Origin of the sequence: Aquimarina brevivitae (assembly GCF_004216895.1) — a bacterium.
Taxonomy (GTDB): domain Bacteria; phylum Bacteroidota; class Bacteroidia; order Flavobacteriales; family Flavobacteriaceae; genus Aquimarina; species Aquimarina brevivitae.
In genome coordinates this window covers 357,573-377,437 of the sequence record NZ_SGXE01000002.1, presented here as the reverse complement: position 1 = coordinate 377,437, position 19,865 = coordinate 357,573, and the positions used below count along the sequence as shown (strand labels likewise).

The 19,865-nt window shown below is 34.7% G+C and carries 24 protein-coding genes; 19 read left to right on the top strand and 5 right to left on the bottom strand.

Annotated features, from left to right (window positions below; genetic code table 11):
* Nucleotides 1-68: 68 nt before the first annotated feature.
* From EV197_RS09530 to EV197_RS09485, 10 genes are all read left to right on the top strand, one after another.
* On the top strand, nt 69-461 hold the full coding sequence (locus EV197_RS09530; RefSeq protein ID WP_130286525.1) for a rhodanese-like domain-containing protein: 393 nt from the start codon (nt 69-71) through the stop codon (nt 459-461).
* Between the two features lie 11 nt (nt 462-472).
* Nucleotides 473-925, top strand: a complete 453-nt coding sequence (locus tag EV197_RS09525) for a GNAT family N-acetyltransferase (RefSeq protein WP_130286524.1) — start codon at nt 473-475, stop codon at nt 923-925.
* A 123-nt stretch (nt 926-1,048) separates the two neighbouring features.
* Entirely contained in the window at nt 1,049-1,891 is an 843-nt protein-coding gene (locus tag EV197_RS09520) for a methylated-DNA--[protein]-cysteine S-methyltransferase (RefSeq protein ID WP_130286523.1), read from the top strand.
* A gap of 110 nt (nt 1,892-2,001) precedes the next feature.
* Complete coding sequence (locus EV197_RS09515) at nt 2,002-2,727, top strand: alpha/beta fold hydrolase (RefSeq protein WP_130286522.1); 726 nt, start codon at nt 2,002-2,004, stop codon at nt 2,725-2,727.
* A 309-nt stretch (nt 2,728-3,036) separates the two neighbouring features.
* Complete coding sequence (locus EV197_RS09510; protein ID WP_165389036.1) at nt 3,037-3,672, top strand: hypothetical protein; 636 nt, start codon at nt 3,037-3,039, stop codon at nt 3,670-3,672.
* Between the two features lie 214 nt (nt 3,673-3,886).
* On the top strand, nt 3,887-5,098 hold the full coding sequence (locus EV197_RS09505; RefSeq protein ID WP_130286520.1) for a DUF418 domain-containing protein: 1,212 nt from the start codon (nt 3,887-3,889) through the stop codon (nt 5,096-5,098).
* A gap of 170 nt (nt 5,099-5,268) precedes the next feature.
* Nucleotides 5,269-5,862, top strand: coding sequence for a glycohydrolase toxin TNT-related protein (locus EV197_RS09500; protein WP_130286519.1), 594 nt, complete (start codon nt 5,269-5,271; stop codon nt 5,860-5,862).
* A gap of 103 nt (nt 5,863-5,965) precedes the next feature.
* Entirely contained in the window at nt 5,966-6,367 is a 402-nt protein-coding gene (locus EV197_RS09495; protein ID WP_130286518.1) for a hypothetical protein, read from the top strand.
* Between the two features lie 247 nt (nt 6,368-6,614).
* Nucleotides 6,615-6,989 carry a hypothetical protein gene (locus tag EV197_RS09490; RefSeq protein WP_130286517.1) on the top strand — a complete coding sequence of 125 codons (375 nt, stop codon included), beginning with the start codon at nt 6,615-6,617 and terminating at the stop codon, nt 6,987-6,989.
* A gap of 115 nt (nt 6,990-7,104) precedes the next feature.
* Nucleotides 7,105-7,641: a hypothetical protein gene (locus EV197_RS09485; RefSeq protein WP_130286516.1), complete on the top strand. Its 537-nt coding sequence runs from the start codon at nt 7,105-7,107 to the stop codon at nt 7,639-7,641.
* Between the two features lie 137 nt (nt 7,642-7,778).
* Here the strand turns inward: EV197_RS09485 and EV197_RS09480 are convergent, their stop codons facing one another.
* From EV197_RS09480 to EV197_RS09470, 3 genes are all read right to left on the bottom strand, one after another.
* Entirely contained in the window at nt 7,779-8,738 is a 960-nt protein-coding gene (locus EV197_RS09480; protein WP_130286515.1) for a CPBP family intramembrane glutamic endopeptidase, read from the bottom strand.
* 5 nt (nt 8,739-8,743) lie between these two features.
* A complete protein-coding gene (locus EV197_RS09475) occupies nt 8,744-9,181 on the bottom strand; it encodes a MarR family winged helix-turn-helix transcriptional regulator (protein WP_130286514.1) in 438 nt (145 codons plus the stop codon).
* A gap of 174 nt (nt 9,182-9,355) precedes the next feature.
* The gene (locus EV197_RS09470) at nt 9,356-10,789 is read right to left on the bottom strand and encodes a serine hydrolase domain-containing protein (protein ID WP_165389035.1); all 1,434 of its coding nucleotides are present in this window, start codon (nt 10,787-10,789) and stop codon (nt 9,356-9,358) included.
* 226 nt (nt 10,790-11,015) lie between these two features.
* Between EV197_RS09470 and EV197_RS09465 the strand changes: the two genes are divergently transcribed.
* Nucleotides 11,016-12,086, top strand: coding sequence for a sensor histidine kinase (locus tag EV197_RS09465; RefSeq protein WP_130286512.1), 1,071 nt, complete (start codon nt 11,016-11,018; stop codon nt 12,084-12,086).
* A complete protein-coding gene (locus EV197_RS09460; protein WP_130286511.1) occupies nt 12,087-12,794 on the top strand; it encodes a LytR/AlgR family response regulator transcription factor in 708 nt (235 codons plus the stop codon).
* A 4-nt stretch (nt 12,795-12,798) separates the two neighbouring features.
* Here the strand turns inward: EV197_RS09460 and EV197_RS09455 are convergent, their stop codons facing one another.
* Nucleotides 12,799-13,113, bottom strand: a complete 315-nt coding sequence (locus tag EV197_RS09455) for a hypothetical protein (protein WP_130286510.1) — start codon at nt 13,111-13,113, stop codon at nt 12,799-12,801.
* A gap of 85 nt (nt 13,114-13,198) precedes the next feature.
* Between EV197_RS09455 and EV197_RS09450 the strand changes: the two genes are divergently transcribed.
* The gene (locus tag EV197_RS09450) at nt 13,199-14,410 is read left to right on the top strand and encodes a bifunctional alpha/beta hydrolase/OsmC family protein (RefSeq protein WP_130286509.1); all 1,212 of its coding nucleotides are present in this window, start codon (nt 13,199-13,201) and stop codon (nt 14,408-14,410) included.
* A gap of 7 nt (nt 14,411-14,417) precedes the next feature.
* On the opposite strand, the gene EV197_RS09445 is transcribed toward EV197_RS09450, so the two are convergent.
* Entirely contained in the window at nt 14,418-15,428 is a 1,011-nt protein-coding gene (locus tag EV197_RS09445; RefSeq protein ID WP_130286508.1) for a heparin lyase I family protein, read from the bottom strand.
* Between the two features lie 93 nt (nt 15,429-15,521).
* Here EV197_RS09445 and EV197_RS09440 point away from each other — a divergent pair, with 93 nt between their 5' ends.
* From EV197_RS09440 to EV197_RS09415, 6 genes are all read left to right on the top strand, one after another.
* Nucleotides 15,522-15,944 (top strand): ABA4-like family protein, encoded by a 423-nt coding sequence (locus tag EV197_RS09440; RefSeq protein ID WP_130286507.1) that lies wholly within the window; start codon nt 15,522-15,524, stop codon nt 15,942-15,944.
* Complete coding sequence (locus EV197_RS09435) at nt 15,941-16,741, top strand: hypothetical protein (protein ID WP_130286506.1); 801 nt, start codon at nt 15,941-15,943, stop codon at nt 16,739-16,741. The genes EV197_RS09440 and EV197_RS09435 overlap by 4 nt, the downstream gene beginning before the upstream one ends.
* A 102-nt stretch (nt 16,742-16,843) precedes the next feature.
* Nucleotides 16,844-17,215: a VOC family protein gene (locus tag EV197_RS09430; protein WP_130286505.1), complete on the top strand. Its 372-nt coding sequence runs from the start codon at nt 16,844-16,846 to the stop codon at nt 17,213-17,215.
* Between the two features lie 93 nt (nt 17,216-17,308).
* Nucleotides 17,309-17,896 carry a Crp/Fnr family transcriptional regulator gene (locus EV197_RS09425; RefSeq protein WP_130286504.1) on the top strand — a complete coding sequence of 196 codons (588 nt, stop codon included), beginning with the start codon at nt 17,309-17,311 and terminating at the stop codon, nt 17,894-17,896.
* A 99-nt stretch (nt 17,897-17,995) separates the two neighbouring features.
* Entirely contained in the window at nt 17,996-18,676 is a 681-nt protein-coding gene (locus EV197_RS09420; RefSeq protein WP_130286503.1) for a peroxiredoxin-like family protein, read from the top strand.
* The gene (locus EV197_RS09415; protein ID WP_130286502.1) at nt 18,676-19,506 is read left to right on the top strand and encodes an oxidoreductase; all 831 of its coding nucleotides are present in this window, start codon (nt 18,676-18,678) and stop codon (nt 19,504-19,506) included. The genes EV197_RS09420 and EV197_RS09415 overlap by 1 nt, the downstream gene beginning before the upstream one ends.
* The last annotated feature ends 359 nt before the right edge of the window (nt 19,507-19,865 follow it).

Sequence of the window (19,865 nt, the reverse complement as noted above, 5' to 3'; positions counted from 1 at the left end):
ACTCAACTTACTTAATTGCCGAGTGAGAAAATATTTCAAATCTTTGAGCCAAGATAATATGAAAAACAATGCAAGACCAAATTACGTTTTACGAAAGAAAATTAGCTTACGAAATAGATCCCTCAGATTTATTTGAAGCTTTGAAAACCAGTCAAGATTATATTGTCGTAGATACTCGACAAGAATTCGGATTTGAAAAAGAACATATTCCTACAGCAATCAATTTACCGCACCGTAAAATTACTGAGCAATATACCAAGAATTTGGATAGAAAAAAGATTTATGTATGCTATTGCGATGGTATAGGATGTAACGCATCAACAAAAGGTGCTCTAAAATTAACTCGATTAGGATACAATGTCAGAGAGTTGATTGGAGGAATAGCTTGGTGGAAATTTGATGGATATGCTACTGAGGGAACTAAGCCAACTTCTGGTTCGCAATTTGAATGTGCTTGCTAATTGCTCATAATGTGATTATAAGACCTGCCAAGCAAGAAGATATCGAAGGTATTGTTACTCTGTGTAAGCAACATGCCCATTATGAAAAAACTCCCTATCAAACTAAATATAAAACAACAATGCTTGCTAAAGCATTGTTTACCAAAACCCCAGCTGTTGAATGTTTGGTTTTGGAGTTAAATAATACGCTGATGGGATATAGTACATTTATGAAACAATTTTCAACCTGGGAAGCTGATTATTATTTATACCTGGACTGTTTATTCTTAGATCAAAAAGTCAGAGGTTTTGGCTATGGTAGTATGTTATTTGAAAGAATAATTGAAGAGGCAAAAAATAAAGACTGTAAGATGATACAATGGCAAACTCCGGTTTTTAATGAACTAGCTATAAATTTCTACAAGAGTAAAGGTGCCTGGTATAAATCTAAAGAAAGGTTTTTTCATAATGTTTGCCAGGATTAAAGCGTGGTACTTATACGCCACGCTTTTTAAATTATAAATAGAGACTTTATAAAGTTAGCAAGAAACGGGTTTCATTGTTCGGTTAATACCTTTAGGTTTACAACGTAATATAACATTAATGTAATGACTATAAAAGACAATATTGACTACCAAAGAATTGAAAAAGCCATAAGCTATTTAAATACAAATTTTAAAAGTCAGCCCAGTCTAAATGAGATTGCTTCGTACATTAATTTAAGCCCTTATCATTTTCAGCGTATGTTTACCAAATGGGCCGGTGTGAGCCCTAAAAAGTTTCTACAATATTTAAACATTACATATGCAAAAAAACTTCTAAAAGAAAAAAACATATCCATAACAGAAGCGACTTACGAAACAGGTTTATCGGGTACAGGAAGGCTTCACGATCTTTTTATCAATATTGAAGGTATGACACCGGGGGAATATAAAAATGGCGGTACACAATTACACATAAATTACAGCATTGCTAATACTCATTTTGGTAAAGTTATAATAGCTTCTACTGGGAAAGGAATCTGCCATTTGTCTTTTATGACCCATAAAGAATTAGCCTTACAAGAGTTGAAAAGTGAGTTTCCTAACGCCAGATTTATTCAAAATTTGGATCCAATACAGAAAAATGCGCTGTTCCTATTTACTAAAGATTGGAGCCAGTTGAACCAAATCAAGCTACATTTAAAAGGAACTCCTTTTCAACTAAAAGTTTGGGAAACCTTATTAAAAATACCAAAAGGGTCCCTTTCAACCTACGGCCAAATTGCCGGTATAATAAACAACCCTAATGCTTCCAGGGCTGTAGGTTCAGCAATAGCTGTTAACCCTGTGGCTTATTTGATACCCTGCCATAGAGTAATTAAGGTGTCAGGGGAATTTGGGGAATACCATTGGGGCGCTAACCGCAAATCAGCTCTTATTGGTTGGGAAGCAGCACAAACCAATTCGTAATACCTAATCATATTTATAAAGTACTACTCTTATAAATCTTATTATATGGAGCGTAATTAAAAAGTCACATTAATGCTCCAATTCAAAAAACATTTAAAAACGTATAAACTATGGAAAGTAAAACATTTGTACTAATTCACGGGTCCTGGCACAGCGCCTGGAACTGGCATAAAGTAATCCCTCTTTTAGAAAAACAGGGTCATAAAGTTCACGCTATCGATCTCCCGGGAATGGGACGAGATAAAACACCTATCCAAGAAGTTACCTTTGAAAAGACAGTTCAAGGTATTTGTAACCTAATTGAAAAAATTGAGCAAAAAGTAATATTGGTTGGTCATAGTAAAAATGGTATTATGATTTCTCAAGCTGCTGAATACAAACCAAATAAAATAGAAAAACTTATTTATTTAGCTGCCTATTTAATACCCAATGGTAAAACTCAAAAAGAATATTCTATACAGGATACCGAAGGTTGGTTAAAGGGGTATGTAGACATCCACGAAGAAACAAAATCACATACACTTCAAAAAGAAATATTCAAAGAAGGTTTATACCACGATTGTTCTGATGACATCACAGAAATGGCTAAATTAATATTAAGTCATGAACCTATCGAATCTGGTACTGCAAAACTTTGCTTATCGGAAGAAAACTATGGAAGTGTACCAAGATATTACATTGAATGTACTGAGGACAGGGCCGTAACGCCATATATTCAACAAAAAATGTATGAAGAAATTCCTTGTGAGAAAGTCTACCGTCTTAAGACAAGTCATTCACCCTTTTTTAGTAGTCCTAGCAAATTAGTAGAAATCTTTATGGATATTGCTAAATAGTAAAAATTTGAATTAAAATAAAGACAAAACAAATAATAACACGATCTAAAACAATGGAATCGAAATAAAGACTATTTTTAGTATTATAGCTCTTAAGAACACTAACTTTTACAGCTACCGAAACCTTGGGATGAACAATGCAAAAAACTCATTTCACAGCGAAGCCGACTTCAACATCTTGTAAACAACAGAATAAAACCCAATATTAATAGTCAAGGTATATTCTTACCTTTCCCAAAAAAATTACAGAATCCATAGGTTCATTTTTACACGTTTCCTATTGTGATAAAAAATAGAAATAATAGTAGCATGAAACTTAAGATTACACCTTTATTAATCATCCTTTTTATATGGGGGTGTTCTAATACCGAGCCAACTGGAATTATGGCTATTTATTCAGACTTTGAGGAAGTTACTACGTTCCCCAAAACTTATTCAAGTCAAGACAGTTTAAGTAAAAAAATATTACTTGATAGCCGTAATAAAACGATACCAAACACCGAAGCCAATCATTTAATGTCAGACCACAAAAAAAAACCTTTAGTTCTTGAGTACACATTAAACAAAAACCATATTTTACATCCATTAAATTCAATTATCAGAGAAAACTACACCATCGGTATATTTTTAGAACGTGATTCCACAAGAACTCAACTCATAGAGAATGACATTATCCACTTTATGATCCATGATAAAGAAGGAAAACCAACAGAGCAACTTAAATTACAATTGGAAGATGCTTATGGAAGCTTTCAGGAATTAATAGTTATAAATGACAAGCAGATATGCATTAAGCACTGTAACCTGGAATATTCTCCTGATCCTGAGTCCGAAGGTTCAATGGAAGAGCCTGATTATTTCGTTGTATCGGAGTACTATACGATTAGTAAAGACTCACTAAAACTTAAACTAGATAAAACAACAAAAGAATTGTATCAAGAATAAGTAAAGGTGAAATACTATCAAGTTGAAGTCTAATTGAAACTATTAAAGAAAAAACTATCTTATTAATTCAATACTAAGCTTAATTAATAAATATGCTAAGTTATCGATAGCTAACAAAGTCTTTCTAACGCCATGAAATTACATCTACTAAAGAGAAACTTTACTAAAAAATTGTAATAAAATTTCGTAATATCGAATAAATAACAATAAAACGGTGAACAAAAAGCCTACCCAAGTCAAAAAACGAATTGATGTATTAGATGTATATCGCGGTTTTGCCATTCTTGGTATTTTTGTGGTCAACATCGTGATTATGAATTCTACTTTTCTAAATCAGGATGAATTTGCAAAGCAATGGACCTCTACCATTGATCAGGTATCCAACTCGATTTTACAACTGTTCTTTTATACCAAATTCTTTCCTATTTTTTCTTTACTATTTGGTTTAGGCATTTCGATGCAAGCGTTGAAACTACTGGAAAACAATACGCTTCGATTTTCATTTTTTGCAAGAAGAATGTTTTGTTTGTTTATCATCGGCGCCTTACATATTATTTTATTATGGTCCGGAGATGTCGTACACCTATATGCCATCCTTGGATTATTCACTATCTCATTATTAAGAGTATCTAACAAAATCTTATTGGGGCTCGCAGTGCTCTTATTGCTTTTTCCTTTTTATGACCAACTGCTTGCCTTCTTTTTTGAGTTAATCCAATTTAAGCCTGAAAACTATATACAAGAGTACACTGGCGAAACGGTTAACCAGATTATCAAAAATGGAACCTATGTGCAAAGCGTTAGATTACGTTTACTGGAATATCTGGCTAATACCCCAATGTTGTTCGGGTTTTTAGCTCCTATTGCATTATCTATGTTTGTGTTGGGACTTTATCTTGGTAAAAACAAGATTTATGAAAAACTACCTACTTTCCTTGCAAAAATTAAAAAACCAGTAGTATGGATAGCATTACTAACCAATGTATATCGTATCCTTTTTTTATTCGTGTTAACCAAACTCGATTGTTATAAAATAGAGTGGATACGCACTGGTTTTATCAAATTAATGGTAATTGCAGATATCATAATGGGTTTATTTTATCTCTGGCTTATCGGATGGCTTTGGTATACTACCAGCCTCAAAAAACTTTTGTCTCCTTTACGATATGCAGGGCGCATGGCCTTGACCAATTATATCATGCAGAGTTTCATAGGCTTACTTATATTTTCATCTGTCGGTGGAAGGCTTTACGAAACCTTAAGTCCCTTGGAAACCTTACTAACAGCGGTTGTGGTCTTTGTAGTGCAAGTATTTCTAAGTAAAATTTGGCTGACCTACTTTAAATATGGTCCCTTGGAGTGGGTTTGGAGATGCTTTACGTATAAAAAGTTGCTCCCGATAAAAAAGCAAGGATATAAGCAATGACTCTCGCGAATTACTCTAATGAAAATTCATTTTAGTTTATAAATGTAACAGGTAAGGAAGATAAGCAGCAAACAAAAACAAGTTTAAATTATATTTAACTTTCTAAAAACGTAAACTATACTTGCATTTTTTCAAGAAATAGGGTCTATAATCCATAAAGTAAACAACAAATGTTCGGGAAGTTTTTAAAAAAAAGTAATGAAACTAAAAAAGAAGCTGACTTCAATAAAAGTAAAATTGATTGGCATCTCAATGAATCTATTTTAACTTTTGATACTGGTAAACTATTTATGCATTACTATGCTCCCAATCAAAAAGTAGATAAAAACAATCCTGCCTGGCAAAATCAAGGCGTATTCTTTTGGGAGAATGATGAACATTTTGATAAAAAATCGTTACCTGATGATTTTTTGTCTATGGAGACCAAATTGTTTTTAATCCAAAGTATACCTGACTATATACAAGTAGCTGCTGGCAAAGCTATGCCCTGGTTTGGTAAACCTGGTGGAGGAACTAAATATTTTTTCAAATATGAAGACAACCCGATAACACTCGAAGAGGCTCACCACTTGAAAATTATGAAATATGTTGATGTCATAACGATTACTCCTGATAATATTTCTATCTTAAATGACAGAGATAATTATGTATTTAATCTAAGTGATAAGGTAACCTATAAGGATAAAGAGTTTTATCTAAACCAGCAAAAGGTTTCCATCGCTGAGCTATATCACAAATCCTTATTGATTGTTCTAAAAATATAAAAGGACTATAAGATTAACATAGGTGTAATTTTAATACAAGCAATAGTATTAAATGAGAAAAATAATTCTATTTATCAGTCTTTTATCATTTCCATAAATATAAATGAACAGATTCTTAAACCATTTTAAAAACAACTATCTATTAATAGTCATACAGTTATTAATTCTTGGGATATTTGTATATAGAGTGCTTCAAGGAAATAGCGACGCTGCTTTGTTTCTACCAGAGCTTACAGAAAAAGATAATCTAATGGGTAATTATTGGTTTCTTCTTACGAAAACCTCCTTCTACAGGCCTGCGTTATTCTTAGTAGTTCCTGTTGTTGGGATTTTTATTCGTCATAAGATTGGTTGGATCTTACAGCAAGCTTACTTTTATTTCTTACTTACCAATGGAACTTTTTCAATTAGAGAAAATATTGCAACTAACCCTTCTCAGTCGTGGACAATACTATTCGTTTTAATAATCATTGTTTTATTTATTTTCGTAATGAATCTTAAATAAAAAGATCAGGGTTAAGACCTATAACATAGCAATAGATAAAGCTATTTGGTATAACATTTTAGCGTCTGGTATTGGTATATTGATGACACTACTACTGACATTGAACAAAGCCAGCCTACTATAATTAAATTATTGTATTCAGTAATTATCATTTATATCCTTCTCTACTAAATTTATAAAATAAAGTATCTTTACTGTTTAAAAGGTGTTTGTTTTAAAATTATTATTAGTAAAAATTTTGCCAAGTATGATGACACTAAAATCGTTTATGTTCGTAATCGCTTTATTATTTTTTACATCAGTTCAAGATAAAACCCAACTTGTAGGAAAATGGGTGGATGAAGAACGGAATATTTCTTATGAATTTGAAGCTGATAACACTATTATTTTTGAGCAACAGGGAATTTCGGTTTTAGTAACTTCCTATACCTTAACAGAAGGAAATCCTATGCAAGCTGTATTTACTATGGAGCAAGGCGCTGTAACAATGGATATCCCAGCGGTGATTCAGATCGTTGATGAAGAAACGCTTTGGATTGAGCAATTCGCTCCAGGTACTACCCCAACAAATTTTTCTGACAGACCGTATCAAAAACATATACTTAAGAAGGTAACCAAGTAGTCCTATCTAAATTTGGTAAATTATGGGTTTATCATGATTGCCAGTACTTGATTATTTTAGATTTCGGATTATTTTTGCAGCTATTTAGTGAAATTTACGAACGCCCCATCTTGCCATGCATAATTTACCTCACCGAATTAATTTATTTTTTAAAAAAGACTTTCGAAGAAGATTTATCTTGGCTATAATAGTGCCTTTAGTCTTAAGTATAGTTTACTTAGTTGATTTTTATGCCCTAAGTGGTCATACCATCATCACTACCATTTCCTATAGTACTCCTATCACGGTTTCGCAAAATGTTAGTGGAACCTCAGCACGAAAGCCCAGAACAATAGGTCATCGTTATTATACTACAAGCGGTCATCAATTTACTATCACAGATTATAATTTGAAAAGCGAAAAAATTAGCCTTACAATTTCTCCATTATACAAGTCCGTAAAAATGGTGATAAGCGAAGGCAAAACTACTAGAATTGCCTCCGGTCTTAGCGGTGTCAGTGGCTTTCTATTTGTTATATGCAATGTAGTGATGCTGGTATCCTTAGGCTATATTTATTTGGTCAAAACCATATCAGATAATGCACGATTAAATATAATTTATCTGCACGTGTTTCTATTTTTTGTTTGGGGGTATATTCTATTCCTATTTTGACAATTGAGCCATAAATTTTTTAGGTGTCTTAAACACAGAGACAGCAAAACAATTTAGCTAATCCCTGCGATGGAATGGACTACTCTTTTATGTATCCTATTCATATAAAGATCAAATAGGTCTATTTTTTCATAAGACTATCTGATGTTCAAACTATTGTGCTCTTTTTGATCTTCAAAATCCTTTTCTTGTACTAAAAAATCCATAATTCGGTAAGCTGTTAAATTTCGAGAATACTTAACCCATAAATGCATCAAAAGGAAAGAAGCAAAAGTAAATGGAACTATAAAGATGCTATGCTCCGCTCCAAATTTACCCCCGCTTATCCAATCCGCCGAAATGGGAGTTTGTGCAATCAATGAAGGTGACATATAACCACTAGACGCAAACCCAAAAATTGAAGCTTGAAAGAAATTCCAACCTAAATGTAAACCTATAGGCATCCATAACTGACCAGATTTTAAATACGCATATACCAACTTAAAAGTGATAACCATAATTAAAAAGGTACTTAATGCCGTGGCATTAGGATTACCAGCATGTATAAGACCAAATCCTATAGTAGACAAAATAATACCCCACTTAATATTTAATCCTTTAGCAATATTCTGAAGTATGATACCTCTAAAAGCGAGTTCCTCCCACCAGGCTACAACGATAAATTGAAAAAATACCGCCAAAGCGCTCCAAATACTGGCATTAGTAAAATTTCCTAAAGTGTGTGCCTCATCTTTCCACCAGCTAAATCCATCAAAACGAATATGTCCAAGAAACAATAAAGTGACATACATGCAGCTCATAATCAAGGCGCCTATTCCAATCCCTATACTTAAATCTTTTAATGCCCATTTTGCTTTTAAGCCAAATGATGATAATGAACGCTTGCTTATATATTTTAGAATAATAAAAGTAGCTATCGTAGCTGAGATGCCTAAAAGCAGAAACCAAAGTGTACCCTTGGCAGGTAAACTCCCTAAAATTGATCGCGTTGTAAACATTAAGATCGTATTAAAAAACAAAAATATGATTGCAAATGCCAGGATTTGCCAACCGGCTCGTAGTTTTTGTGTTTTCGGGTTTATAAATAGTGATTTCATAGTACTTAAATTTTACAGTTATTCTTTATGTCATGTAACAGCTCTTTTACAACCTCCTGATCAGCCAAGGTTATTCCATCAAGTGCAGTCGCTCTATTTGATTGTATGATTTGAGGTAGCTTAGCGACAATTATCTCTGCCTTTTTCGTAAGTGTCAGCTTATATCGCCTTAAATCCTCATCATTAATAGTACGGGTAACAAATCCATTCTTCACCATAAGCTTTATCATACGGGTTAATGAAGCATTATCCTTAAAGAGCAGTTCAGCTAACTCATTTTGAGTGAGTTCCGGATGCTTTTTGATATAAATCAGTGCCAAACTTTGATCCAGGGTAATACCTTCGATTTGTTCCGATATTTTTTGTTGGGCATATTTTCGATAGGCTTTAATGGCGCTTTCTATCGCGTGAAAAATGGTTTCTGATGGATGCTGTATTTCCATAACAATTTTATAAAAAGATTAATAATTGATATATCAACTAATGATAAGACACATAAGTAATGATTTTGTTACAAAACTTTTTTATAAAGACCTTTTTACTTCAAATACTAGTTGATATCCAAAAAAAAGCACGGGCTATAGTACCCGTGCTTTTTATAGTGTCAATCTGTTTTATTATAGCATTCGCAATCCATCTACTTTCATAGCTTCAGTTAGGGTAAACTCCAAAAGCTGTATGGAATCATCATTTTTCTTTACCCCAAGAATAACAACAGCATTTTCCTTTATTCGAACCTCTACCATCTTCCCTTTTCCTAAATCGCGATGCAGTCTGGCGAACATTTCTAAATGCTCTTCTAAAGTAAAACCTTGCCGAAGGGTTGTTGTCAATTTTGTATTGATAAACTTTTCCCATACTGTTTTATCATCAGAGGTAATTGTTTGCATAAACTCTGCTAATAAAGCATCAACCTGTTTTCCTTCTAGTTTCTGATTTTCCTTCAACTCAGGGGTGTAATCTGGTTTAAGTAGTATATGTGCTATTTCAGAGGCCACGTGTTCAAACCTTCTTTCGGCAGCATTGGTCATATAAATGATTGTAATATCCTCTGTTAAGTAGCGCCACATATCCGCAAAGAAAATACCATTACCTCCATTATGCGCTATCAACTCCGTATCTCTTGGAGTAGGAAATATAGCCCAACCATATCCATAATAACTACCTGCGCCTTCACCTTCTTCAACGTGCTTACCATAGTATTTTCGCTTTACTTCATTACTTAATATGCTTGACCCTAATAAAGCCTGATCCCACTGGTACATATCTCCAATAGTCGACAATACTCCACCGTTAGCTTTTAGATGCCAATAAGGACCTTCTTTACTCCAATTTTTAGTATTAGGTTTTCCCCAGGTTTTATCACCTTGATAGCCCACAGCTACGTTAGTAAGTTCTGGCAATAAATAGCCTGTACTTTTCATTCCCGCTGGTATCCATAGATTATTAGATAAATATTCTTCATAGGTCATTTCAGCAACCTGCTCAATAATAATCCCTAAAATACTATATCCCACATTGGAATAGGTATAAGATGATCCAGGTTCAAATAGTAAGGGCCTGGCAAAAGCACGATCTACAAATTCTTCACTGCTTATGGCTTCATAATCATCTCCGATAGCAGGTGGAAAACCTGCAGAGTGCGTCAATAATTGATGTAAGCTAATTTCTTTTTTGTCTTTTGGAACATTTTCAAAATACTTAGAAAGCCTATCAGTTACCTTTAGTTTTCCCTGCATCTCCAATTTTAAAATGGCTGCTCCGGTAAATTGCTTGGTAATAGATCCAATATCAAAAACTGTATTAGGAGTGACCTTTTGATTTTTTTTGCGATTAGCATATCCATAGCCTTCTCGATGTATGATTTTGCCATCCTTGGCTACCAGTACACTACCGGAAAAACCATTTTCTTCCAGTTTTTGTAAATAATTTTCAATCCTTTCGCTTGCTATACTTGGATCTGAATTAATTGACTTTTGAGCAGTGGCAGGGGCTTGTTTACAAGAGCTCAATAGAAGTGTTACGAGTACTATTTTAATGCATGTTTTCATAAATAAGGTATTTGAGTGTATAACTTCGTTTTTAAAATTCATTACAATAGTAAATTCATACCTGGTCCTTTACAAAAAAATGGTAGTACCCCTATCAACTTTGGTATAACTGACAGCTAGGGTGTGATGAACTCCTTTCAACACTTTTTGGAGTTGTTCCTACCATTTTGGTAGCGTTTCATAACATCCAGTCCAGGCATATATCCAAAATATTTACTTTTGAAGTATGCATGATAAAAAACTGACTTTACAACAGTATATTGAACTACTTTTCAATCTGGTCTTTTGGGCGGCCGCCGCAGCTATACTCGTATTTACCACAGAGACCGGAGTAATTGAAAATATTGTAGAGGACAACAATGGTATCATAATCGAAGAGACTTTAGAGATGTCTGTTTTTCAGGAACGCCATTTTTGGGGACTGTTAACAATACTTCCGATTTTTTATCTCATCACTTTTTATGTAATACCTAATTACTATGCTACAAAACGGTATTTAAAATGTAGTGTAGCTGTAGTCCTTTGTTTACTCTTATTGGTGGCGACTCAATTATTAATTGTATTTATTCAAGGAGATGAGATCGTTCTCATTATGATTCGGTTTTTTGCAACAATCAATCTGCTATTACTTAGTATCGCGATTGTATATGGAATCATAAGGCACCAACTAAAAATGGAAGCTCAACAAGCTTTATTAGAAAAAGAAAAAATTGCCGCAGAACTACAGTTAATGCAATCCCAGATCAATCCACATTTTATGTTTAATGCATTGAATAATTTATTGGCCATATCCGAACGCAACGAATGTAAAGAAACATCTGAAGGTATTATTAAGCTTTCAGATTTGTTGCGATTTATGATCTACGATACTAAATCAGATCAAATTACCATTCAAAAAGAAATTGAGTTTATCACTAATTTTATTGCATTGCAACAACTTAAATATAGCATTGAAGACCCTTTTGATATCACTTTTTCACACCAAATAGAGACTGATACGCTACAAGTAGCTCCTCGGTTACTGATTCCTTTAGTGGAAAATGCGTTTAAACACGGACTACGCATAGCACATCCGTCCTTCATTATCATAAAACTTAAAGCCACCACAGATCAAATTAAATTTACCGTTGAAAATTCAAAACACCCTACGGAAAAAACCGAATTTGAAAATCAATACTCCGGTATTGGATTAGAAAATGTAAAAAAACGACTAGCCCTCATATATCCAGGCTCCCATTCCTTGTCGATCAAAGACAAAGAAGCTATTTTTTCAGTAACTTTAATTATAAAAAAATAAGTGATTAGAGCCATCATTATAGAAGACGAACCCAACGCTATAGAATTACTGCAGCGCTATATCGCCAAGATTCCTTTTATCGAATGCATACAGAGTTTTAGAAACCCTGTGGAAGCACTAGCGTTTTTACAAACTAAAAGCGTTGATCTTATTTTTTTAGATATCAATATGCCCCAACTTTCGGGTATTTCATTCTTACAAACTTTAAAAAACCCACCTCACATTATTTTGACCACTGCATATGCTGAGTATGCAGTACAAAGCTATGAATATCAGGTAACTGATTATTTACTAAAACCAATAGCCTTTGAACGGTTTTTAAAAGCTGTTGTACAACTTAACGAGAATATACCATCTGCGACCGTAATCAAAGAGAATCAATCATCAAAAGAATTATTTATAAAAAGTGGCGCTAAACAAGTAAAATTAAACAAAGATGCTATCGTATACTTGGCTAAAGATGGAAATTATATAACCTATTACACCGAAGAGAAAAAAGTATTAGCTAGAGAATCCATACAAGAGGCTTTAGAGCATCTGGGAAGTGACTTTATTCAGATTCATAAATCAACTATTGTTAACCTTAATCGTATTGAATCCTATGAGACTTCTCATATCAATACGAGTCTTGGCAAACTTGCAATAGGTCCTTCGTATAGAACTTTATTTCAAGAAGCGCTAAAAATCCGTGCAGAAGATAAGAGTTAGGCTTTTAGGTGAATAAAACCCAATAAAATACCACAAAAACAAATAGAAAAGCAGTAATGAACAATAGTCTGTTTTGCTTTCTTTCTTTAGCTGCTTTTTCTCTAAAAGCGTTTTTAAATTGAAAGATATCTTCTTCAGAAAAATCATCACTACGTATTCCTTCTTGATGCATTCCCTTATACTGTTTGCTAGTTTCCTTAAGTGATTTTTTCTTTCCTAGCTGCTTTCTATTTGATTGATATGATTTTATCATATCTGATCCCGGGCCAAAACCAAAAGCCATATAATATCTTTTAAATAGTTCTTTTATTGAATTCAAAAGTACGCCTTTTAACAGACATTTAACCCAGGAGCTCAGTTATTTCTTTGGCAAAAACCCGACATTTAAGTATAAAATCAGTCTTATGAGTCTCACTAAAGTTACCTTTACCAACCCATCTAATCAAACCCTTACAGGGCGCTTAGAGCTCCCGACAGATCAACATCCTCATAATTTTGCCATTTTTGCACATTGTTTTACCTGTACTAAAAATCTTGGGGCAGTACGTAATATAAGTCGAGCGTTAACGGCAAAAGGATTTGGAGTGCTACGATTTGATTTTACCGGACTTGGGGAAAGTGAAGGTGATTTTGCAGACACTAACTTTTCGGGCAACGTAGAAGACCTCATTGCAGCAGCTGATTTTTTAACCGAGCAGTACGCAGCTCCTACCCTACTTATAGGACATTCATTAGGTGGTGCCGCTACCATATTTGCTGCAGCAAAAATAAAATCAATACGTGCGATAGCTACTATCGGGGCGCCCTCAGATCCAGATCATGTCACCCACCTACTAAAAAGTAGTATCGAAGAAATTGAACAGCACGGCAAAGCTGTGGTAAATCTTAGTGGACGAGACTTTACCATCAAAAAACAGTTTTTGGAGGATTTAAAAACCAAATCATTGGCTTCTACAGTTAAAGTACTAAATAAAGCGCTACTCATATTGCATTCACCACAAGACACTACCGTAGGGATCAAAAACGCTGAAGACATTTATACAGCAGCCAAACATCCTAAAAGTTTTGTTTCTCTGGATGGTGCTGACCATCTCTTAACAAATAAAGAAGATTCTATTTATGTAGGTAATGTTATTGCGGGTTGGGCTACGCGCTATGTTGCTATACCTGAGGCTTCCGTACTTAAAAGTGAGCATCACGTAGTGGCTCAACTCGATAACGCCGATGGCTATACTACACAAATGAAAGTAGGTTCGCATCATATGATTGCCGATGAACCGACTGAGGTTGGTGGTCATAATTTTGGCCCTACTCCCTACGAGCTCGTATCTGCAGGATTGGCAGCTTGTACGGCAATGACTATTAAAATGTATGTAAGTAGAAAAGGTTGGAATCTACAAAATGTTGAAGTCCATACATCTTATGATAAGAAGCACAAAGAAGACTGCGATAATTGCGAAAATCCTACCGCTAAGATCGATACTTTTGAACGGGAAATTGAACTCAAAGGAAATCTAGATGATGCCCAAAAAGCTAAAATCTTAGAAATAGCAGATAAATGCCCAGTACATAAAACATTACATACGGAAACTCAGGTAATTACTAAATTATTGTAATTCTATATTAGTTAAAGTCTGCGACCCTTACCCCAGATGCTATGTATACATTGCCCTGACTATCTTTGGTAGTTGGTGCGCCAAACCCATTAATATCTGAGGCAATAATAATCTCATCTACCCAAAAATCTGTTCTACCTGCTTCACCATCCGTCCAGGGAATACCATTCCAATAATCTCCTAACCCCCAATCTTTTAAAGAAGCACCCGATGTGATATTTTTACCTTGTACTTCGCCTAAAAAGGTATCATTAAGCCAGGCTTTTATAAAACCATCTTCATTAGAAGACACTTTTACCGCTACCTGTAATGAAAACCATTCATTTCGTGGTAGGTCAATTTCAAAATCACCCGGAGCTTGTAGTGTTTCCGAAATAATTCTAACCTCATTTCCTCCTTCTATAATTCTGCGACTACCAGAAGGCATTAAATATATCCTTGCCGTACCAACATCAGGAGACATTACCATCCACTTGATCCATCGATTACCATCTGCATTTTGTCCACAAGCATCCGCCTCGGCATTGTCACCCACACTGTATTTATGACCAAAACTAAACGTATTTGGTATATACAACATCATTCTAAACCAAATCGTATTACCTTGTGGAATTACAACTCCTTGTGGAAACAAGGCTTTACCACCAAACCTATGTTCCCCAGAGCAGGTTGGCAACGGTTCACCCGGCGAGATAGATATTTTAATACTCTTTCCAGAGGATAATGCCTGACCGTCATCATAAACCGATTTGCGCCAACCAAGAAATGAATCTCCCTGCAATCCTGTAGCCATATCATATGCAACCAAAGGTATAAAACTTTCATCACTAGCTGGTGGCTGTTCGCTAGTTTCGTTACTTTCATCAACACAACTAGTTAATGATAAAACTATAATTAGCCCAAAAATCGAGCACAGCGTATACTTTTTGATGAAATGAAAAGTCATATAAATAATATTAATGTATTTCTTGTATTTATAACGCTCAAAGGTAACAAGTCGTATGATTAAAACCTTCATTTTAAATTCTTATCATAACTTTACTACATAAAATTAATAATCTATAATTATCAACTTTGTTCCTTATATTGTCAAAACAAAACAACTTTAACCATGACTCCTTCAGACATCTTTTCCTTAACAAATACCGTAGCGCTGCTTATGTGGCTTTTGATGATTATTGTTCCTAATTGGCGGGTAACTCGTTTTCTTATTGACTACAAAGTAATTCCCATATTACTTTCTTTAGTATATGCGGTTTTTATCTTTCAAGCTTTTCAAACGGGTGGTAATATGGATTTCGGAAGCCTTGAAGCTGTTATGGCCCTATTTACAGAAGAAAATGCCGTGCTTGCCGGATGGGTACATTATCTGGCCTTTGACCTTATCGTAGGGATGTGGATTTTGGATCAAAACAAAACGCTAAAAGCGCATCAATTGATTATAGCACCTTGCCTACTAGCAACCTTTATGTTCGGCCCTTTAGGATTTTTACTATTTATGATCATAAAAGGAGTTAAAAAAAGAAGGTCATGAACTCTTTGAAGTATATTTTTTATACCGTAAAAGAAGAGAGTCCTATACTTTACACCATTGTTTGGATTCATTTTATTTTGGCTTTAGGATGTGCGCTTGGAGTTCTTTTGGATGATCGTATGCTAATGGGAATCAACGTGTGGATAAAACCTTTTAAATTTACGATTTCAGGAGGAATTTATGTACTGACCGTAGGGTTTTTAATCACGCTTTATCCTTTTTCCGTTAAAAAGAAAAATATCCTTCGCAACTGGGTTTCCTGGACAATGCTTTTTGAAATTTTGATCATTGTAGTGCAGGGTGCACGAGGTGTCCAATCGCATTACAATCAGTCTAATGCCCTTGATGGTATCCTATTTGGGTTAATGGGGTTACTTGTAGGTATCAATGTATTGATAATGATCTTTTTTGCGATCGAAACACTTCGATTAAAGCTCCACACTAAAAAATCTGTGCAGTTAGGTATATTAATGGGATGGATCATACTAATTTTTGGGAGCTGGATTGGAGGACAAATGATAGCACAGATGGCTCATAATGTAGGTGTAGCTGATGGTGGTGAGGGACTACCATTATTAAATTGGAGTACTTTAGGCGGAGATTTGAGAGTAGCACACTTTTTTGGATTACACGCCATACAGATCATTCCGCTTTTTGCCTTCGCAATATCCCGAAATGAAAAAAGACCTCAGATTACTCAACTCATTGCGGTGTTACTATTTGGGCTTTCATATGCAAGTTGGATTGGCTATACTTTTTATCAGGCAAAAAAGGGAATACCTTTGTTAACCATATAATTCGTATTTTAGTTAGATACGAAAATTACTTAAATTATAAGACACCCTTCCATTCTTTGACTTAACCTGTAACCGTAACTAAACAACCAAAAACCACACATTATGAAATTAGGAGCACAATCCATCAGTCTAAGCGTTAAAAATCTCGAAGATTCCAAAGCCTTTTATGAAAAATTAGGGTTTACCGTATTTGCAGGTAATACAGAACAAAAGTACTTGATTATGAAAAATGAAAATGCCTTAATTGGTTTGTTTCAGGGCATGTTCCAAGGCAATATATTGACCTTTAATCCAGGTTGGGATGCTGATGCGAATACCCTTGAACATTATGATGATGTAAGAGTGATACAACAACACTTGAAAAAAGAAGGCGTACAATTAGAAAGCGAGGTAGATGAAACCACTAAAGGACCAGGAAGTATTACCTTATTTGACCCCGATGGCAATGCGATTTTAATTGATCAGCATGTGTAGTAGATATGATCATCATCGAATAGTGTAGCGCTTATATGGTGCTTCTGTATTGCATACCTTGCTATGAATTGATATGAAAATGAGTAGAAACTTTTGAACAATTACCAAAACATATTAGCTAATATTAAACGCTATGTAGCGCTAACCGAAGAGGATGAAAAGCAATTAATTGCCATCGTTAGAACTACTCGGGTTAAGCGTCGTCAATTTATTGTTCAACCTAGTTTTGTATGTGCTCATCAAACCTATGTTATTGATGGAGCGTTTAGAAGTTATTTTGTTAACAAAGAAGGTTTAGAACATACCATTCAGTTTGCTGTTGAAGACTGGTTTATTAGCGATTTTAATAGTTACATCAATCAAACTCCTGCCTCCTTATTTGTTGAAGCACTCGAAGATTCCCTAGTTCAACAAATCGGATATCAGGATGTTGAAAATCTTTGCGATAGCAATCCAAAATTTGAACGGTTCTTTAGACTAGTCGCTCAAAAGTCTTTTGCGTTTTCACAACGTCGGGTTTTGTCCAATTTAGGAAAATCAGCTGAAGAACGATTTATAGAGTTTCATAACTTATATCCCTCCATCGTACAACGGGTACCTCAATATGCATTAGCGTCCTATCTGGGGATGTCCGCTGAATTTTTAAGTAAAATACGCAAACGTTTAGCTACTAAATCTTGAACTAGTTCAAGATCATTTGATAATTCAGTTCATTTTTTAGAGAATCCTAATACCTCAACTTTGTAATGTCAATAATGACATCACTTAAAACAAGGTATTATGAGTACGATCACAAAAGCACCTTCATACTCAGAAGGATTAAAAGAACTACAAAACAATTTAGCCACGATGTTACCTGATGAAGCATTAGCGGTTTTTGATACTGACGCTAAGCAGTTACAACAAACACACACTTCTATTCTTCAAAAAAAAGTAGGTGACCAAGCACCTCTTTTTTCTTTATCTAATGCCGTCGATGAAACGATTAGCTTACAGTCGCTACTAAAAAAAGGAAAAGTGGTATTAACATTTTATCGAGGTAATTGGTGCCCTTACTGCAACTTACAACTTAATCAATACCAACAGGTACTTCATGAAATTAAAGCTTTAGGAGCTAATTTAGTGGCGATATCACCTCAATCTGCTGACGCTTCACTTAGTACAAAAGAAAAAAATGCTTTAAAATTTGAAGTATTAAGTGACAATGGTAACATTGTAGCCAGACAATTCACTACGGTTTTTACCAACGCTGAATCCTCTGTGTCTGCAATGGCAGCACTAGGCATTGATTTTAATAGTTTTTATACGGATGACTCCCAAGAATTACCTGTCCCTGCGGTATTTATTATCGAACAGGATGGTACTATTTCTTTTGCGAAAGCTATTGATGGTGATTATCGAAATCGTGTGGAGGCTTCAACAATTCTTAGCGCACTTCAAGAAAAAAATACCGTAAAATAATGGAAAAAAGAATTTGGTTAATTACAGGAATTTCTAGCGGATTGGGTAAAGCACTTGCTCAATCCGTTATGGAAACCGGAGCATTTGTTATCGGGACTTTTCGAAAGGAAAGTCAGGTAGCCACTTTTAATAAGAATAATCCAGACAGCGGATTTGCTTTTCAACTGGATGTTACCAATACTGCTGCCATTACAGATTTGGTATCCATCATAGTCTCAAAATTTGGTAAAATCGATGTGTTAGTCAATAACGCTGGTGTTGGTTTTATAGGTGCGGTTGAAGAGTCTTCTATGGAGGAAGTTAGAGCAGTTTTTGAAGCCAATTTTTTTGGCGTACTTGCCTTAACACAACAAGTGCTACCGGTGATGAGAAAACAAAAGAAAGGACATATTGTACAGATTTCCTCTCACGGTGGAATTAAATCTTTTGCAGGTTTTGGAATCTATAATGCCAGTAAATTCGCCTTAGAAGGGTTTAGTGAAGCCCTCGCTCAAGAAGTTTCACCACTTGGCATTAAGGTTAGTATTATCGAACCTGGACCATTTCGAACTAATTTTGCGGGAGAAGGTTTAGGACAAGCCAAAAAAAGAATTGACGATTATGAGGATACGGCGGGAAGCTTCAGAACAAAACTTAAAGGAGTCCACGGCAAACAAGAAGGTGTCCCAATCAAGGCTGCAAAAGCAATACTTGAAGTTGTTAATTCTGAAAATCCTTCACTACGGATCCCTTTGCGCAAGATAGCTTTGAAAACTATTCGAATGAAATTAGAAAGCGTAGCAGCAGATCTTGAAGCAAACAAAAAAATAGCAACGACCGCTGTGTATTAAACATTATGATCTTTTTACCCTATATAACCACGTCGTTTTGAAACAATCCATAAACGATGTGGTTTTTTATAACAGAATACTCCAATTATACCCTTTAAAGAATCTAAGATTATGCTTATATTGAACCCTACATAACTTTGCTATAAACTTTTAAAAGCATTGAACTGTTCAAAACCAAATCATAAAATTGATAGTTCCTTACTATGGAGGTAAGCAAAATCTTCATTATCGTACTTTTATCCATAGGGTGCCTTCAAGGGCTTGTTTATAGTATGATTTTATTTCAATCTACTGCCCATAATAAATTGGCTAATCGGATTTTGGCTACTACTCTACTTTTATTTTCGTATCGCCTTTGG

Bases quoted from the DNA above. Each gene is read 5' to 3' on its own strand.
- EV197_RS09530 (WP_130286525.1), top strand. From the start codon at position 69: ATGCAAGACCAAATTACGTTTTACGAAAGAAAATTAGCTTACGAAATA.
- EV197_RS09520 (WP_130286523.1), top strand. From the start codon at position 1,049: ATGACTATAAAAGACAATATTGACTACCAAAGAATTGAAAAAGCCATA.
- EV197_RS09515 (WP_130286522.1), top strand. From the start codon at position 2,002: ATGGAAAGTAAAACATTTGTACTAATTCACGGGTCCTGGCACAGCGCC.
- EV197_RS09510 (WP_165389036.1), top strand. From the start codon at position 3,037: ATGAAACTTAAGATTACACCTTTATTAATCATCCTTTTTATATGGGGG.
- EV197_RS09500 (WP_130286519.1), top strand. From the start codon at position 5,269: ATGTTCGGGAAGTTTTTAAAAAAAAGTAATGAAACTAAAAAAGAAGCT.
- EV197_RS09495 (WP_130286518.1), top strand. From the start codon at position 5,966: ATGAACAGATTCTTAAACCATTTTAAAAACAACTATCTATTAATAGTC.
- EV197_RS09490 (WP_130286517.1), top strand. From the start codon at position 6,615: ATGATGACACTAAAATCGTTTATGTTCGTAATCGCTTTATTATTTTTT.
- EV197_RS09485 (WP_130286516.1), top strand. From the start codon at position 7,105: ATGCATAATTTACCTCACCGAATTAATTTATTTTTTAAAAAAGACTTT.
- EV197_RS09480 (WP_130286515.1), bottom strand. From the start codon at position 8,738: ATGAAATCACTATTTATAAACCCGAAAACACAAAAACTACGAGCCGGT.
- EV197_RS09475 (WP_130286514.1), bottom strand. From the start codon at position 9,181: ATGGAAATACAGCATCCATCAGAAACCATTTTTCACGCGATAGAAAGC.
- EV197_RS09470 (WP_165389035.1), bottom strand. From the start codon at position 10,789: ATGAAAACATGCATTAAAATAGTACTCGTAACACTTCTATTGAGCTCT.
- EV197_RS09465 (WP_130286512.1), top strand. From the start codon at position 11,016: ATGCATGATAAAAAACTGACTTTACAACAGTATATTGAACTACTTTTC.
- EV197_RS09450 (WP_130286509.1), top strand. From the start codon at position 13,199: ATGAGTCTCACTAAAGTTACCTTTACCAACCCATCTAATCAAACCCTT.
- EV197_RS09445 (WP_130286508.1), bottom strand. From the start codon at position 15,428: ATGAAGGTTTTAATCATACGACTTGTTACCTTTGAGCGTTATAAATAC.
- EV197_RS09440 (WP_130286507.1), top strand. From the start codon at position 15,522: ATGACTCCTTCAGACATCTTTTCCTTAACAAATACCGTAGCGCTGCTT.
- EV197_RS09435 (WP_130286506.1), top strand. From the start codon at position 15,941: ATGAACTCTTTGAAGTATATTTTTTATACCGTAAAAGAAGAGAGTCCT.
- EV197_RS09430 (WP_130286505.1), top strand. From the start codon at position 16,844: ATGAAATTAGGAGCACAATCCATCAGTCTAAGCGTTAAAAATCTCGAA.
- EV197_RS09420 (WP_130286503.1), top strand. From the start codon at position 17,996: ATGAGTACGATCACAAAAGCACCTTCATACTCAGAAGGATTAAAAGAA.
- EV197_RS09415 (WP_130286502.1), top strand. From the start codon at position 18,676: ATGGAAAAAAGAATTTGGTTAATTACAGGAATTTCTAGCGGATTGGGT.